Source organism: Actinospineispora spinosispora DSM 44797 (assembly GCF_000429025.1).
In the GTDB taxonomy this organism is placed as follows: domain Bacteria; phylum Actinomycetota; class Actinomycetes; order Mycobacteriales; family Pseudonocardiaceae; genus Pseudonocardia; species Pseudonocardia spinosispora.
In genome coordinates this window covers 211445-226948 of the sequence record NZ_AUBB01000006.1, presented here as the reverse complement: position 1 = coordinate 226948, position 15504 = coordinate 211445, and the positions used below count along the sequence as shown (strand labels likewise).

15 protein-coding genes are annotated in these 15504 nt (G+C 70.7%); 10 read left to right on the top strand and 5 right to left on the bottom strand.

Annotation, left to right across the window (positions count from 1 at the left end; genetic code table 11):
• The first annotated feature begins 76 nt into the window (after positions 1–76).
• A complete protein-coding gene (locus G406_RS56440) occupies positions 77–1162 on the top strand; it encodes a LacI family DNA-binding transcriptional regulator (protein WP_028932352.1) in 1086 nt (361 codons plus the stop codon).
• On the opposite strand, the gene G406_RS56435 is transcribed toward G406_RS56440, so the two are convergent.
• Both G406_RS56435 and G406_RS0101110 read right to left on the bottom strand, forming a co-directional pair.
• Positions 1156–1869, bottom strand: a complete 714-nt coding sequence (locus G406_RS56435) for a hypothetical protein (RefSeq protein WP_028932351.1) — start codon at positions 1867–1869, stop codon at positions 1156–1158. The two genes, G406_RS56440 and G406_RS56435, sit on opposite strands and share 7 nt — an antisense overlap.
• Positions 1870–1911: 42 nt before the next feature.
• The gene (locus G406_RS0101110; protein ID WP_037074853.1) at positions 1912–2736 is read right to left on the bottom strand and encodes an oxygenase MpaB family protein; all 825 of its coding nucleotides are present in this window, start codon (positions 2734–2736) and stop codon (positions 1912–1914) included.
• Positions 2737–2862: 126 nt separating this feature from the next.
• On the opposite strand from G406_RS0101110, the gene G406_RS43965 reads away from it, so the two are divergent.
• Entirely contained in the window at positions 2863–3243 is a 381-nt protein-coding gene (locus tag G406_RS43965; RefSeq protein WP_051341476.1) for a hypothetical protein, read from the top strand.
• A 387-nt stretch (positions 3244–3630) separates the two neighbouring features.
• On the opposite strand, the gene G406_RS0101100 is transcribed toward G406_RS43965, so the two are convergent.
• The 3 genes from G406_RS0101100 to G406_RS43955 form a co-directional block, all read right to left on the bottom strand.
• Positions 3631–4002 (bottom strand): PH domain-containing protein, encoded by a 372-nt coding sequence (locus G406_RS0101100; protein WP_028932349.1) that lies wholly within the window; start codon positions 4000–4002, stop codon positions 3631–3633.
• A 44-nt stretch (positions 4003–4046) separates the two neighbouring features.
• Positions 4047–4241 carry a hypothetical protein gene (locus tag G406_RS43960; protein WP_037074595.1) on the bottom strand — a complete coding sequence of 65 codons (195 nt, stop codon included), beginning with the start codon at positions 4239–4241 and terminating at the stop codon, positions 4047–4049.
• Positions 4242–4307: 66 nt separating this feature from the next.
• The gene (locus G406_RS43955) at positions 4308–6629 is read right to left on the bottom strand and encodes a transglycosylase domain-containing protein (protein WP_245606968.1); all 2322 of its coding nucleotides are present in this window, start codon (positions 6627–6629) and stop codon (positions 4308–4310) included.
• Here G406_RS43955 and G406_RS58090 point away from each other — a divergent pair.
• The 8 genes from G406_RS58090 (at position 6592) to G406_RS0101055 (ending at position 15486) form a co-directional block, all read left to right on the top strand.
• Complete coding sequence (locus G406_RS58090; RefSeq protein ID WP_211241009.1) at positions 6592–7209, top strand: hypothetical protein; 618 nt, start codon at positions 6592–6594, stop codon at positions 7207–7209. The genes G406_RS43955 and G406_RS58090 overlap by 38 nt on opposite strands.
• Positions 7210–7608: 399 nt before the next feature.
• The gene (locus G406_RS43950) at positions 7609–8844 is read left to right on the top strand and encodes an alpha/beta hydrolase (protein WP_051341272.1); all 1236 of its coding nucleotides are present in this window, start codon (positions 7609–7611) and stop codon (positions 8842–8844) included.
• Between the two features lie 67 nt (positions 8845–8911).
• On the top strand, positions 8912–10942 hold the full coding sequence (thrS, locus tag G406_RS0101080) for a threonine--tRNA ligase (protein WP_028932348.1): 2031 nt from the start codon (positions 8912–8914) through the stop codon (positions 10940–10942).
• The gene (locus tag G406_RS0101075) at positions 10939–11511 is read left to right on the top strand and encodes an HIT family protein (protein WP_156934621.1); all 573 of its coding nucleotides are present in this window, start codon (positions 10939–10941) and stop codon (positions 11509–11511) included. The genes thrS and G406_RS0101075 overlap by 4 nt, the downstream gene beginning before the upstream one ends.
• Before the next feature lie 171 nt (positions 11512–11682).
• Complete coding sequence (gene pgsA / locus G406_RS0101070; RefSeq protein WP_028932346.1) at positions 11683–12333, top strand: phosphatidylinositol phosphate synthase; 651 nt, start codon at positions 11683–11685, stop codon at positions 12331–12333.
• Positions 12330–13286, top strand: coding sequence for a phosphatidylinositol mannoside acyltransferase (locus G406_RS0101065; RefSeq protein ID WP_028932345.1), 957 nt, complete (start codon positions 12330–12332; stop codon positions 13284–13286). The genes pgsA and G406_RS0101065 overlap by 4 nt, the downstream gene beginning before the upstream one ends.
• 11 nt (positions 13287–13297) lie before the next feature.
• Positions 13298–14488, top strand: a complete 1191-nt coding sequence (locus G406_RS0101060) for a glycosyltransferase family 4 protein (RefSeq protein WP_028932344.1) — start codon at positions 13298–13300, stop codon at positions 14486–14488.
• The gene (locus G406_RS0101055; RefSeq protein WP_028932343.1) at positions 14485–15486 is read left to right on the top strand and encodes an NUDIX hydrolase; all 1002 of its coding nucleotides are present in this window, start codon (positions 14485–14487) and stop codon (positions 15484–15486) included. The genes G406_RS0101060 and G406_RS0101055 overlap by 4 nt, the downstream gene beginning before the upstream one ends.
• The last annotated feature ends 18 nt before the right edge of the window (positions 15487–15504 follow it).

Genomic DNA, 15504 nt, shown 5'->3' with positions numbered 1-15504 from the left:
CCGAACGAGCTGTAGCGTGACACCCGACACAGACCGTGTCAACACTGTCGATCGCCGCACGCGAGAGGAGCGCGTAATGACCGAACGCCCACCGTCGGGCCAGGCCGTGACCATCCTCGACGTGGCCCGGCTGGCGAACGTGTCGAGGGCGACGGCCTCCCGGGCCCTCGGTGACTACGGCAGGATCGGCGCGGAGACCAGGCAGCGAGTGCTCGCCGCCGCCGAGCAGCTGCGCTACCGGCCCAACGAGCTCGCCAGGGCCATGCGGGCGGGCAAGACGCTGACCATCGGACTGGTCGTCGCCGAGATCGGCAACACCTTCCACGACGCCGCGACCAGGGCGATCGTCGACACCGCCGCCGAGGTCGGCTACCAGGTGCTGGTGGCCAACACGAACGAACGACCGGACGCCGAACGGCAGGCCGTACGGGTGCTGATCGAGAAGCGCGTCGACGGTCTCATCGTCATACCCTGCTCGTCGACCGGCAACGACCATCTGCTGTCCGACGACCATCCGATCACCCCGATGGTGCTGCTCGATCGGCGGTTGCCGGGCGTTCCGATCGGCAGTGTCACGACCGATGACCGGAGCGGGTCCGCCGACGCGGTGCGGCACCTGCTGGCCCGAGGCCACCGGGACATCGGGGCGCTGATCGGCTCGCAGCGGGTCGACCGGATCGCCACGACCCCGTCGGCCTCGGTCATCTCCACCGGCCTCGATCGCGCCGGCGGAGTCACCGACGCTCTGCTCGAGGCCGGCCTGCCGCCGAGGCCGGACCTCGTGCGCTACAGCCCGCCGGACCGGGAGATGCTGGTCGCCGCCGCGTCCGAGCTGTTGGCCCTGCCTCGGCCACCGACGGCGGTGGTCACGTCGAACACCGACGTCGCGCTGGCGGTGGCGGAGGCATGCCGCGGCCGGGGAGTCGGTCTGGGTGTCGATCTGTCCCTGGTGAGCTTCGACGACGCCCCGTGGGCCGCGCTCTTCACGCCCGCGCTGTCCGTGCTGGCCAGGCCGGTCTACGAGCTGGGCAGGGCGGCCGTGGAGCTGCTGGTGGAACGGATCGCCGACCCCGGGGCCGCGCCCAGGTCGGTGACGCTGCCGACGACGCTGATCGATCGAGCCTCGGTGGCGACACTCGCGCCACCGGTGTCGCGCTACTGAACGACGATGGCGGGAGCCACCCTGGCCGGTCCGATTCCCCGGTCCGGCTTGCCGAGGCGGAAACGGACCTTGCCCTTGAGCACGGTGCCCGATTCGGCGGACCCGTCGGTGAGCGGTTCGCCGGGGAACAGGGTGAACGTCCAGTGGTCGTTGGCCTCGCAGTCGGGCGGCTGATGCCCCGCCTGCAGGACGCGGGCGCCCCAGAACTGGCGCAGCATGCCGAGCCGGGTGTCGGTGCCCAGGACGGTGAAGGCCTCCTCCGGGCCCTCGACCACCCGCTGGTGGCTGCCCATCGCGAGCCCGTAGGGCCCGGTCACCGCCGCCACCATGCTCCAGTCCGTACCCGGCGGGATTCCCAGTGTGCCGGCGGGTAGGCGTGAGTCGACGACGTCGGCGGCGGCCTCGCCGAGCTGGTCCTTACGTGCCTCGGCCGGCTGTGGCGCCCGCGTGTCGAGCTTGGCCGGGTCGGGCACCAGCAGCACGCCGTACTCGACCTCCTCGGCGAACCGCGCGGCCGCGAAGTGGACCCGTAACGCGGTCACCGCCGCTTCCGCCGCATCCCACTGGGGCGTGGTGAACGTCGATTCCAGATAGGCGCGGCTGAGCTGCGGCAGGCCGGCCGAGGCGACCAGCGCGGCCACCGAGGGACAGTCCGCCCAGCCGGACCCGGCAAGCAGGTCGATCTGTTCGGCTCTGAAACCAGTCATCCCGGTCCAGCCTAGGCCATGATCGACGGCGCGTGTGGGCCCTCAGACGACCGGGCGACCGGTGCGGATCCGCCAGCGGAGGTCGACCATGAGCGCGTTGAACGGGAAGGCGCGCAGGATCGTGGGGGAGTGCCGCACCACAACGCCGAGCAGCGCCATCAACTGTTCGAAACGCTGTTGCCGTCGGTCGCTCCAGTCGAGCCGCATCTCGTCACGGAACCGCTGGGGCAGGAACCCGGTGGTGAGGAACCGGTTGAGCCGCGCGAACACCAGCCGGACCGGCGGCACGAACGGCGTGAGCATGATCAGATCGGTCAGGTAGGCGCGGACCGTGTCGTCGATCTCGACCTTGTCGAGCTGCTCGTTCCAGTACCGGTCGAACGCCGCGAGATCCTCGGGCCAGCGATCGGCGGGCACCTGGAGTGTCGTGCCGAGCGTGGCGGACTCGCGGTAGAGCCGCTCCCAGGTCTCCGGGTCCACGGGCACGCCGAAGAGCCGGTACACGTCGCTGAAGCCCTGGTAGATGCAGGCCGCGACCCATAACTGCAGGTCGGGGTCGAACGCGTTGTAGGACACCGGGCTGTCCTCGGAGGACCGGACGCGCGCGTGAGACCGGTTGACCCCCCTGCGGTAGGCCTTGCGTTCCTCCTCGCTGCCGGAGGTGGCCACCGCGAGGTAGGTGAGCGTGGTCCTGGTCCGCTTGATCGGGTGCTTGAAGAGGTTGCCGCTGTCGACCTTGCTCTCCACCACGCCGTACCCGACGCCCGGGCGAGCCAGCTGCATGATGACGTTCGCGGTTCCGGCGATCAGGCCCGCGCCGATCGCGATGTCGGGCAGCTCGGTGGCCTTCGGTGCCAGCAACTTCATCGCGGCCTCCCTCTGAATCTGCACACGACCGTTACCTCATAGCGAAGCGGGTGACCGCCGCTTTGTCAAGGGGTGTTACCTCGCGGGTAATTGCCGGTCATACGTCCGTCTGAGCAGCATGTGCTCATGGTTGAGCAGAACACTCCCGAAACCGACCCGCTCATCGGCCTTGCGGTCGGCCGAATCGTGCTCGGCGTCGCCGCGCTGCTCGGGCCGAACCGGCTGGTGCGCGCGTTCGGTATGTCCAGCAGCCCGTCGCTGAGCTACCTGACCCGGATCTACGGGGCCCGCGCCGTTGCACTCGGAATCGGCTATCTCACCGAGCCGCCCAGCGGCCGGCGTCGATGGCACCGCATCGGGCTGGCGGTCGACACGTCGGACACGCTGACCGCTGTCGGGCATCTGGTTCGCCGCGACGCACCCCAGCGCGGCATCGCCGCGCTGGCCGCCCTCACCGGGGGATACATGCTGGTCGGGGCCGTCCGGCTGGTCCGGTCCTCGAGCTAGGGCCCGACCGCGCTGGCCCCGGGGGTGCAGGGGCGTCCCCGCTGGCCGGTCAGTGTCTTGGCGTGGTCGGCCGGCGTCAACCCCCGGCTTCGCCGGCCTCGACGCCGTCTCCTGGTGCAGCTCGCAGCAGGGTCGAGGTTTCAGGGTTGACGCCGCCCGACCACGCCAAGTGCGGGCCAGGATCGCGGGGACGGGGAGGTCTGCGGGTGCCTTCGCAGCGCCTGTGTGCGGCCACGGCTGCGCCGCGTCCTTTGCGCCACCTGATGCAGTGTCGGCGTCTGGCGCACGCGCCCCACCAGGCGCAGTCGTCACACCTCGCAGAGGTTCGTGTTGCGTCGCAGACGCTGCAGTGTCTGCGACGCGACGTGGGGGTCTGCGAGGTGGGCCCTAGGGGCGGACCCCCATGTGCCACAGGAGCAGGTTGTGGACGTGGTGGCTCTTCTGGTCGCCCCTGAACTCCATCTCGTAGGTCTGCGTGCCCACGTGGATCGCTATCGCGCCGGTCGAGAAGAAGCCGCCCGCCCAGGACTTGTTGCTCACCACCGACACGCTGGTGATCTTGTTGTACGGGATCGAGGTGAGCGCGACTCGTTTTCCGACGAACGACTTGTCCTGGATGATCACCCGGTGACTGGTCAGGCCGATGAAGCCGGTCCCCGCGCCGATCGCGTCGTACACCGCAATGATCGACTCACCGTCCAGCAGACCGCTCTGTACCTGCTTGAACTGTTCCGCTCGGTCGTACACCACCTCAGCCATGCCCCGACACTATCGACCGGTGTGCGGCGCGGCAGGTCAATACTCTAGAGCCGGGGACGGCGGTAGCGCACCTGCACGGTGAACGAGTCGGTGCACAGGCCCAGCAGCTCGGCTATCAGGTCGCGGGCGGCCGGTTCCAGGTCGTCCACGCGCTTGGCCCTGGTGAGTGACTCGATCTCCGGCACGTAGAGCACGAAGCTGCCGGACTCCGTCCAGGCGAAGACTTCGAACGTCCGCATCCGGGGAATGATCCTCCGGTCACGCGTTCCCGCGCGTCCTGACAACGGGTGGAGTAGCGCGGATGTCTACCGATCGGAGTCGTCCGCGTTGTCGGACTCGTCCGAGTCCGAGCGGCGGTTGTTGTCGGTGCCGTTCTCCTTCACGTCGTGGCAGCCGTTGTTGCCGCACTCGCGCCTCGTGGTGCCTCGCGCGTTGTTGTCCACCGCACCGTCCACGGGGGCGGACTCCAACGTCGTGGTGGGTGGCGTCGAGGTCGAGGTGTCCGAGGAATCGCCGCCACCGCCGGCCATGAAACCGTCGGTCGGGCCGGTCACGGCCGGCGGTTCGCCGATGGCCTTGAACGGGCCGAAGTTCTCGACGTCGTCGGACTTGGTCGCGTCGCCCATGTAGGACTTCCAGATGCCGGCGGGCATCGTGCCGCCGGAGATGGGGGCGCCCTTCGAGTTCTTGATCGGGGTGTTCTGATCGGTCCCGATCCACACCACGGTCGCCATCTGCGGGGTGAACCCGGCCGTCCACGCGTCGTTGTTCTGGTCCTTCACGTAGGACTGGACGGTGCCGGTCTTGGCGGCGACCGGACGGTTCTTGCTCAGGCTCAGCTTGTCGTAGGTCGGCACACCGAGCATGCCCTCGGTGACGTTGCGCGCCACCTGCGGGTCGAAACGCTCTTCCTGGCGGTCCGGAGCGAGGTAGATGACCCGGTCGTCGGCGGTCGTGACCTTACTGACCAGGTGCGGCTTGTGATAGATGCCCTTGGCCGCGAAGGTCGCGTACGCGCCGGCCAGCTCGACCGGCGTGACCTCCTTGTTGCCCAGCGCGATGCGCGAGTCCACGGTGTCCGGGCTGACCTTGGACAACGAGTCCGCCAGGCCCGCGGTCTTGGCCGCTTCCAGCACCTTCCGCGGACCGACCTTCTCCGCCAGCGAGACGTAGACGACGTTGTTCGAGATCGTCATGGCCTGCTTGAGGTCACACACCGGGCAGGACGCGCCGTCGGCATTGCGCAGCCCGGGCAGCGGCATGCCCTTGAACCGCTCGCCCAGACCGACCGGGTCCTGCTGTATCAATCCGGCGAGCAGTGTGAACGGCTTGAACGTCGAACCCGGTTGCTTCGAGACCCGTGCGTAGTCGAGCCCGGTGCCCTGGCTCCCGCCGTAGTAGGCCTTGATCGCCCCGTTCCTGGGGTCCACGGACACCAACGCGGACCGCAGGTTGTCCGGCTGGCCGTCGAGTCCCTTGTGGACGGCGTCGACGGCGTCGCGCTGGGCCACCGGGTCGATCGTCGTCTCGATCTGCAGGCCGTCCTGGTTGAACGTCGTCTCGTTGATGCCCAGGGTGGCGAGCTCGTCGCGTACGGCGCTCACGATGAGACCCCGGTCGTCCGACGGGATGCCGCTCGAGGTCTTCTGGGAAGGCACCCACCTCGGGAACTGGTCGGCCGCGCGGTCGCTCTTGTCCAGCCAGCCCTGCGTGACCATGCCGTCCATCACGTAGTTCCAGCGCTGGACGGAACGCTGCAGGTCCTTGGCCGGATCCCACCGGTTCGGCGACTGGATGACGCCCGCCAGCAGCGCACCCTCACTGGCGTTGAGCTCCCAGACGTTCTTCTTGAAGTAGGCCTGGCTGGCGGCTTGGATGCCGTACGCCCCGCGACCGAAGTAGATCGCGTTGAGGTAGTTGGTGAGGATGGTCGGCTTGTCGTCCCGCTGCGAGATCTTGATCGCCAGGATCATCTCCTTGTACTTGCGCCACAAGGAGTGTTCGTCACCGACCAGGGTCTTCTTCACGAACTGCTGGGTGATGGTCGAGCCGCCGCCTGCCTGACCGGTCAGCTGCTTGACCACGGCTCTGGCCAGGCCCATCGGGTCGAACCCGGGGTTCGAGTAGAAGCTGCGGTCCTCGGCGGACAGCACGGCGTGCTGGACGTCGAGCGGCACCTGGTCGGGCTGGACCTTGATCCGGTTGCCGTCGGCGGGGACGATCTTGGCCAGCTGGGTGTCGTCGGAGAACGAGATCGTGGCGACCTGGTTCTTGACCGCGTCGTCCTCGGTCGGGATGGCGAAAGCCAGGTAGCCGATCAGGAACATCAGGATCGGCAGCACCACGAAGAGGCCGGTCGCGGTGGCCCCGGCGACCCGGACGCGGTGCCACATCCGTTCCCGGGGCGTGTAGGTGGCGATCCTGACGCGACGGCGCTTCCATCGTGCGATGGCGCGCTCGCGGTACTCGGTCGGGAGAGCGGCGAGGCTGGCGAGGTCGAACTGGCGCGCGCCCTGGCCCCTGCGGATCTTGCGGTCCGGGGTCTCGTCCTCGTCGGGCGAGTCGGCCATGCGGGCGCGGCCCTCGGCGATGAGCCGGGCGGCGGTCGCGTTGACCGGGCTGTCCACCCCGGTGCCGGGTGCGCCCGGCTGGGGACGGGTCGCGGGCCGCTGGCGGCCGTTGTCGACGGCGCCTCGGACGGGCGGACGAGCGCCGGTCGCGGAGGGTCCGCCCACTGACCGGGTCGCACCGGTCGCCGAGGGGTCGCCGACCGAGCGGTTCGGGCCCGAGTCCGAAGGGCCACCCACCGAACGGATTGCACCGGTCGCCCCGCCTACCGGGCGGTTCGCGCTGGTCGCCGAGGGCCGGCCCACCGAGCGCGTGGCGCCGGAGTCGGTGGGTGTCCTCGGCTCGCGCACCCGGTTGACCGGCTGGGTCCCTTCGCCGCGCCGGGCGGGAGGGCGGGGCGGCCGGCCGTTCTGGCCGTTCTGCGGAGGAGGTGGTGGCGGCGCGCCCTGCTGCCCGGGGCCTCGCGGAGGTGGGGGAGCGGGTCTGCGCGGCGGGACCGCACCCTGGCCGTTCGGGGCACGCACCGGTGGCCGTGGCGGCGGGCCCGGCCGGTCCGAAGTGGCGGCGAGCGGCGAGATTCGGCGACTGTTGGCCGCCGGCACCCCGGTGGTGCCGGTGACCGGGCGTGGGGGTGGCTGACCTGGGGAAGCCTGCTCGGGAACGGGCGGTTTCCGGCGCGGGGGCGACTCGGGTGGCTGTCCGGCGGCCCGGTAGGGCCCGGACTGCCCGACACGCGATCCCGACACGCGAGGGCCTCCCGCCTCATCCTTGGTTCCAGAGCCGTCGTGGGTCATCGTCGACGGCCAGCCGCTGTCTCGGCTGTGGCGCATGGTCCGTCTGACCAACGGCGCGCCTCACTCGAGCGATGCGGCATCTGTGTCAATCTCACCCAATCGGCCGCCAGGTTGCGGCCCTCTTGTCGCGGACTCTCACACTGCTCGGACCACGCGCGAGGAGAGCTGTCCCGTTTCTGGTCGCGTAGCCTCGGGCACGATCATCGCGAACGGCTCGCGGGTCGGCTCGAAGGGGTGGTGTCCGATGCGCTCTGCAACTGTCCCGATCCTGGTCGGCGCTCTCGGCGCGAGCGGGGTCGCCGGGGCCTACCGGCCGTTGGTGAGCCGTTGGCCCTTCTCCATCGGCAGCGCGCTGACCAGCTCGTTCGCCTCCGAATCGCCGCTGCTGCTGGCCGGTGTGCACACCGTGGCGGCCGCCGCGGCATGGCGTGCGGGCGGCCCGGCCGGTGTTGCTGGCACCGTTCTCAACATCGGTGGGCTCGCCGGACTCGCGGGACTGGCCGGTGACGCCCGTCGCTCGGCCGTCGTCCTCGCCGAGGCGCTGCGCGATGCCGGGGTCGAGGAGCCCGACGCGGTGCGTACCCGTAGGCCGGCGGGTGTTCTGCACGGCAGCGTGGCGCGGCGGCGCTACCGGCGGGTGGCCGATGTCAGCTACAGCGAGCACGGCCCGTTCGGCACGCTGGACGTGTGGCACCGGGCCGACCTGCCCCAGGATGGTCACGCGCCGGTCCTGCTGCAGATCCACGGCGGAGCCTGGCAGATGGGCGACAAGCTCGGTCAGGCCGAGCCGCTCCTCGGCTACCTCGCCGAGCGGGGCTGGGTGTGTGTGACGGTGAACTACCGGCTCGCACCCGCGCAGCGCTGGCCGGCGATGATCGTCGACGTCAAGCGCGCGATCGCCTGGATCCGGGAGCACATCTCCGGGCACGGCGGTGACCCCGGCTTCGTCGCCGTCACCGGCGGATCGGCGGGCGGGCACCTGGCCGCGCTCGCCGCCGTGAGTGCCAACGACCCCGACTACCAGCCCGGGTTCACCGAGGTCGACACCTCGCTCGCCGCGGCGGTGCCGCTCTACGGGGTGCACGACTTCACGCACGACCGCCAGGGACTGTGGCCGCTGCTCGAGGGCAAGGTCATCGGAACCACCTTCGACACCGACGAACGCACCTGGCGTCAGGCGTCACCGGCGCTGCGGGTGGGGTCGGACACACCCCCGTTCCTGGTCGTGCACGGTTCCACCGACGCGATCGTCGGCGTCGAGCAGTCTCGTCGGTTCGTCACGGCGTTGCGCGCGGGATCGCCGTCGCCGGTGGGCTACGCGGAACTGCCGCACGCCCAGCACGGCTTCGACACGTTCGCCACCGCGCGCACAGCGCACACGGTCGATGCGGTGTACCGCTTCCTCACGTCGGTACACCAGGGCAGGGTGACCGCCGGAGCAGGCCAAACCGGACGGAACACCGTCAGGGCGGCGCGCTAGGGTCGCGAGGGGAACATGGGCCGTAGTCCATGATCCATTCTGTTCGACCATCTTGAAGGAGCCCGTCGTGTCCGGTCCCGTTGCTCGTCCCGTGTCTGCCCCAGTCCGGGTGCCGGCCGGCACGACTGCCGCCTCGGCGGTGCGGGAGGCGGGGCTGCCGACTACCGGGCCCCAGACCGTCGTCGTGGTCCGCGACGCCGAGGGAACCCTGCGTGACCTCGCCTGGGTCCCGGACACCGACGTCGAGGTCGAGCCGGTCGGCGCGGACACCGAGGACGGGCGCGGCGTGATCCGCCACTCGGCCGCACACGTGCTGGCCCAGGCGGTGCAGCAGCTGCATCCGGAGGCCAAGCTCGGCATCGGGCCGCCCATCACCGACGGCTTCTACTACGACTTCGACGTCGCGGAGCCGTTCACCCCCGACGATCTCGGCAAGCTCGAGTCGGCGATGAAGAAGATCATCAAGTCCGGGCAGCGGTTCGCGCGGCGCCGGTTCGACTCGCTCGACGAGGCGCGCAAGGAGCTGGCCGACGAGCCGTACAAGCTCGAGCTGATCGAGCTGAAGGGCGCCGGCACGGAGGCCGACTCCGAGGTCATGGAGGTCGACGCCTCCGGTGAGCTGACCAGCTACGACAACGTCCACGCCCACACCGGCGACGTGGTCTGGTCCGATCTGTGCCGTGGCCCGCACGTGCCGACCACGAAGTTCATCCCGGCGTTCAAGCTCATGCGCACGGCGGCCGCGTACTGGCGGGGCAGCGAGAAGAACCCGCAGCTGCAGCGCATCTACGGCACCGCGTGGGAGTCCTCCGACGCGCTCGGCGACTACCTGCATCGCCTCGAGGAGGCCGAGCGGCGCGACCACCGCCGCCTCGGTGCCGAGCTGGACCTGTTCAGCTTCCCCGAGGAACTGGGCTCCGGGCTGCCGGTGTTCCACCCCAAGGGCGGCATCATCCGGCGCGAGCTGGAGAACTACTCGCGGCAGCGGCACGAGGCGGCGGGCTACGAGTTCGTCAACACGCCGCACATCACCAAGTCCGGCCTGTTCCACACCTCGGGGCACCTGCCGTACTACGCCGACACGATGTTCCCGCCGATGGAGCTGGAAGGCGCGCAGTACCAGCTCAAGGCGATGAACTGCCCGATGCACAACCTGATCTTCAAGTCGCGGGGCCGCTCCTACCGGGAGCTGCCGCTGCGGATGTTCGAGTTCGGCACGGTCTACCGGTACGAGAAGTCCGGTGTGGTCCACGGCCTGACCAGGGTGCGCGGGCTGACCCAGGACGACTCGCACATCTACTGCACACCCGAGCAGATGCCGGGTGAGCTGCGCACGCTGCTGCAGTTCGTCCTGGACCTGCTGCGTGACTACGGTCTCGACGACTTCTATCTGGAGCTGTCCACCAGAGGCGATTCGGACAAGTTCATCGGCGACCCCGAGGAGTGGGAGCAAGCCACCGAGGTCCTGCGCCAGGTCGCCGAGGAGTCCGGGCTGGACCTGGTCCCCGACCCGGGCGGTGCGGCGTTCTACGGGCCGAAGATCTCGGTGCAGGCCAGGGACGCGATCGGCCGCACCTGGCAGATGTCGACGATCCAGCTCGACTTCAACCAGAACAAGCGGTTCGAGCTGGAGTACACCGCGGCGGACGGCACCCGGCAGTGCCCGATCATGATCCATCGCGCGCTGTTCGGCTCGATCGAGCGGTTCTTCGGCGTGCTGACCGAGCACTACGCCGGGGCGTTCCCGGTGTGGCTGGCGCCGGTGCAGGTCGTCGGCATCCCGGTGAGCGCCGACCAGGTCGGCTACGTCGAGGACATCGCCGCCGCGCTGCGCGAGCGCGGTGTCCGGGTCGAGGTCGACGCGGGCGACGACCGGATGCAGAAGAAGATCCGCAACCACACGCTGCAGAAGGTGCCGTTCATGCTGCTCGCCGGTGGGCGTGACGTGGAGGCCGACGCGATCAGCTTCCGGTTCCGGGACGGCAGCCAGCGCAACGGCGTCCCGGTCAAGGACGCGGTCGAGGCGATCGTCTCGTGGATCGGTAGACGGGAGAACAGCTCGCCGACCGAGGAGTCCTTCACCCTGGGTGTTTCGTGAGCGACGCACAGTCCCCGGGGGAGCCGCCCGTACCGACGCCCGAGCTGGTCGAGCAGGACGGTGTGGCGGTCAGCGACGGCTTTCGCCGGTTGTGGACACCGCATCGCCTCGCCTACATCAAGGAGGCGGCGGCGAGCAGCGCCCAGGAGGGCTGCCCGTTCTGCCGGATCCCTACGCTGTCCGACCAGGACGGTCTGGTCGTCGCGCGCGGCGAGGAGGTGTACGCGGTGCTCAACCTGCACCCGTACAACCCCGGCCACCTCATGGTCGTGCCCTACCGGCACGTCTCCGAGCTGGAGGACCTGACCCCCGAGGAGAGCTCCGAGCTGATGGAGTTCACCCAGCGCGCCATCCGCGCGTTGAAGAAGACGGCGCCGCCACACGCGTTCAACGTGGGGCTCAACCTGGGCGCGGTGGCCGGCGGCTCGCTCGCCGACCACCTGCACCAGCACGTCGTGCCCCGCTGGGGCGGCGACGCGAACTTCATCGCCGTGGTGGGCCAGACGAAGGTCATCCCGCAACTGCTGTCCGAGACCAGGGAACTACTGGTCGAGGCCTGGCCGAGCTAGTGCCGTGGTAACAAGGTCGTCTTACCCGCCTCCGGCGCCCAGGCAGGCGCCCGGCCGCGTTGTCGGCACGGCCCGATACAACAGCGGTATCGGGCCGTGCCTTCGCCTTGCGCCGCACCTACCTGGACACCGGATTCGGGTAAGGAACCTCGTTACCAAGGCACTAATGCGGTGTTAGACAACCTGGTAGCCCGCGCCTCGATCGGTCGCGTCACCGATCCACTCGGCCGCGCACTCGTCCGCTGGGGAGTGTCGCCGGACCTGGTCACGGTTCTGGGCACGGTCGGCACGGTCGCCGCCGCGCTGCTGTTCATCCCGAGCGGCCACCTGTTCACCGGTGCCTGCGTGGTGACCGCGTTCGTGCTGTTCGACCTGCTCGACGGTGCCATGGCGCGTGCCCGGGGCTCGGGTACGCCGTTCGGCGCGGTGCTCGACTCCACGTGTGACCGGATCGCGGACGGCGTGCTGTTCGCGGCGCTGACCTGGTTCTGCCTGCGTCTCGGCGACCAGCCGCACACCGCGATCGCCGCGATGCTCTCGCTGGTGGCCGGGCAGGTCGTGTCCTACCTGAAGGCGCGTGCCGAGGCCGGCGGGCTGTCCGCCCAGGGCGGTCTGGTCGAGCGGGCCGAGCGGCTGATCCTCGCGCTGCTGGGTACCGCGCTCGAAGGTCTCGGTGTGCCCGGGGCGCTCGCGGTATCGCTGTGGCTGCTCGCGGTCGGCTCGGTCGTGACGCTGGGACAGCGGCTGGTGTCGGTCCATCGCTCGGCGGCCGGGCAGCCACCGATCGAGCGCGCTCCGGACGACGGGCTGGCGGACCGGTGAACGAGCAGCTCACCGGACGACTCGCCGACCTGGGCTACGCGCTCGGGTGGCACGTGGTGCGGGCCGCCCCCGAAGGGCTCACGTCGGCGGTGTTCCGGGCGGGTGCCGACCGTGCCGCCACCCGCAACGGCCCCGGGGTCCAGCGGCTGCGCGCGAACCTGGCCAGGGTGCTTGCGCACGACGGCACGATTCCCGACCCCGCCGTGCTGGACGCGGTCGTGGCGGAGGGCATGCGGTCCTACGCCCGCTACTGGTGTGAGACGTTCCGGCTGCCCGCGATGGATCCGGTGGCGCTGCACGACGCGGTCGATCCGGCGGTGCAGGGCGTCGAGCACCTCGAACGGGCCCTCGACCAGGGACGGGGCGTGCTCGCCGCGCTCACCCACAGCGGCAACTGGGACGTCGCCGGCGCCTGGCTGGTGCGGGCGCTGGCGAAGCGCGGTCGTCCGGCCACGTTCGTCACGGTGGCCGAACGGTTGCGCCCGGACTCGCTGTACCGGCGGTTCGTCGGGTACCGGGAGTCGCTCGGCTTCGAGGTGCTGCCCGCCGATGCCGGTGCACGGACCATCGCCACCCTGGCGGCGCGGCTGAGGTCGAACGGCGTCGTGTGCCTGGTCGCCGACCGGGACCTCACCGGCGGCGGTGTCGAGGTCGACTTCTTCGGGGAGCGGGCACGACTGCCCGGCGGCCCAGCCCAGCTGGCCCGGCACACCGGCGCCGCGCTGCTGCCCTTCGGCGGCTGGTTCACCCCCGGCGGCTGGGGCCTGCGGTTCCACCCGCCGATCGAGATGCCCTCGGGGCGTGGCTCCGACGTCGTGCGCGGCGCGACGCAGGCACTGGCCGACGTGTTCGCCTCGGACATCGCCGCGCACCCGGCGGACTGGCACATGCTGCAGCCGATCTGGACGGCCGACCAGGCCCAGCCGAAGCCCTCGGCAGTCGAGGCGACCTGATGGACGGCGGCCTGCGGATCGGCGTGGTGTGCCCCTACTCGCTCGACGTGCCGGGTGGGGTGCAGGGCCACGTGCTCGATCTGGCGAGGGCGCTGCGGTCGCTCGGACACTCGGTCGACGTGCTGGCGCCCGCCGAGCTGAGCCGGGAGCCGGGCCAGCCACCGTTGCCCGAGTTCGTGACGCCCGCCGGACGAGCGCTGGGCATCCGCTACAACGGGTCGGTCGCGCGCCTCACGTTCGGCCCGGTCGCCTACGCCAGGGTGCGCCGCTGGCTCGCCGACCACGAGTTCGACGTGCTCCACCTGCACGAACCGATCGCGCCCAGTCTGTCGATGCTCGCGCTCGCGGTGGCGGACGGGCCGATCGTGGCCACGTTCCACACCGCGACGGTGCGTTCCCGGGCACTCACCACGTTCCAGGGCGTCCTGCGCCCGATGCTGGAGAAGATCACCGCTCGGATCGCGGTGTCGCCCCTGGCCCGCCGGGTCCAGGTGGAGCACCTCGGCGGGGACGCCGTGGAGATCCCCAACGGGGTGGACGCCGCGCTCTACGCCCGGGCGACGCCGCTGCCGGGCTACCCGCTGCCGGGGGTGCGCACGGTGGGGTTCGTCGGCCGGTTCGGTGAGCCGCGCAAGGGGATGGGTGTGCTGCTCGACGCCCTGCGGGCGCTGCCGGACGACCAGATCGACACGACCCGGCTGCTCGTGGTCGGCCGAGGTGACGAGGCAGCGCTGCGACGGTCAGCGGGTCCCGAGCTGTCCGCCCGCATGGACGTGCTGAACGGGGTCGACGACGAGACCAAGGCCGCCGCGCTGCGGTCGATGGATGTGTACTGCGCGCCGAACACCGGCGGGGAGAGCTTCGGCATGGTCCTCACCGAGGCGATGGCGGCGGGCGCGCCGGTCCTGGCCAGCGACCTCGACGCCTTTCGGCGGGTGCTCGACGACGGCCGGGCCGGGGCGCTGGTCCCGGTGGGGGATTCGGCCTCACTGGCCAAGGAGCTCGCCGCGCTGCTCACCGACGACCGCCGCCGCGCCGAGCTGTCCGAGGCGGCGCGCGGCTGGGCGGCACGATACGACTGGCCGGTCGTCGCCGAGGAGGTGCTGCGGGTCTACCAGGCCGCGATCGCGGCGGACCCGCGTGGCCTGACCGCGACCGAGGGAGACGCCCCGCTGCTCGACGCCCGGGTGCGGGACCGATGACCTCCGTGCTGCTCGGCGCACTGGTTCTGCTGGTCATCCTGCTGGTGGTCGCGTCGTGCCTGCTGCGCGCGAACCGCCTGGACCGCCTGCACGTGCGCACCGACGCGGCACTCGCGGCGCTGCTCGCCGCGTTGGAGCGTCGCGCGGTGGTCGCCCGTGCGGTGGCACTGCGGCTGGGGGAGTCCGGCGGCGCGGGCGCTGACGCTGACATGCTGCGCGCCGTCGCCGCGCGCGCCGAATCGGTGCCGCTCGCCGAACGTGAGGCCGCCGAGAACGACCTGAGCGAATGGCTGGGCCGCATCCCCCGCGCGGCGCTGCCCGAGGCGCTGGCGGCCGAGCTGTCCGATGCGGAGCAGCGGGTGATGCTCGCCAGGCGGGTGCACAACGACGCCGTCCGCGACACCCTCGCGCTGCGGTCGCGCAGGCTCGTGCGGTGGCTGCGGCTCGCCGGCACCGCCCCCCGCCCCGGCTACTTCGAGATCGTGGACGCGGAACCGAGCGGCTCCGACACTGTGCTCATGCCACGCACGCGCGCCGCCGGTCGTGTCGTGCTCCTCGATCCGCGTGATCGGGTGCTGCTGTTCGAGGGGATCGACCCGGCACGTCCGCAGGAGCGTTTCTGGTTCACCCCGGGGGGAGGGGTCGAGGCAGGCGAGGACGGTCGCCGGGCCGCCGCGCGCGAGCTGGCCGAGGAGACCGGCCTGCGGATCGCGGAGGACGAACTGGTCGGGCCGGTCTGGTTGCGCAGAGCGATGTTCAGCTTCGACGGCGAGAACGTCGCCACCGAGGAGGAGTTCTTCCTCACCCGTGCGCACGGCGACCGGGTGGACACGTCCGGTTTCACCGACCTCGAGATCGGTACGGTCCTCGGTCACCGCTGGTGGACGGCGGAGGAGCTCAGCCACAGCGAGGCCGTCGTCTACCCCCGTGACCTGGGTGAACTGGTGCGACAGCTGAAACACGGGAGCTGGGACGGGGTCACCCGCGTAGTCTCCTGAGTAGTGCACTGAACAACC

What these genes read in the sequence shown, in the direction of transcription:
- G406_RS0101055 (WP_028932343.1), top strand. Translation starts at nt 14,485, where the DNA reads ATGACCTCCGTGCTGCTCGGCGCACTGGTTCTGCTGGTCATCCTGCTG.
- G406_RS0101110 (WP_037074853.1), bottom strand. Translation starts at nt 2,736, where the DNA reads ATGAAGTTGCTGGCACCGAAGGCCACCGAGCTGCCCGACATCGCGATC.
- G406_RS58090 (WP_211241009.1), top strand. Translation starts at nt 6,592, where the DNA reads ATGAGCCGGGCGGCGGTCGCGTTGACCGGGCTGTCCACCCCGGTGCCG.
- G406_RS56440 (WP_028932352.1), top strand. Translation starts at nt 77, where the DNA reads ATGACCGAACGCCCACCGTCGGGCCAGGCCGTGACCATCCTCGACGTG.
- G406_RS43965 (WP_051341476.1), top strand. Translation starts at nt 2,863, where the DNA reads ATGGTTGAGCAGAACACTCCCGAAACCGACCCGCTCATCGGCCTTGCG.
- G406_RS0101100 (WP_028932349.1), bottom strand. Translation starts at nt 4,002, where the DNA reads ATGGCTGAGGTGGTGTACGACCGAGCGGAACAGTTCAAGCAGGTACAG.
- G406_RS43950 (WP_051341272.1), top strand. Translation starts at nt 7,609, where the DNA reads ATGCGCTCTGCAACTGTCCCGATCCTGGTCGGCGCTCTCGGCGCGAGC.
- G406_RS56435 (WP_028932351.1), bottom strand. Translation starts at nt 1,869, where the DNA reads ATGACTGGTTTCAGAGCCGAACAGATCGACCTGCTTGCCGGGTCCGGC.
- G406_RS43960 (WP_037074595.1), bottom strand. Translation starts at nt 4,241, where the DNA reads ATGCGGACGTTCGAAGTCTTCGCCTGGACGGAGTCCGGCAGCTTCGTG.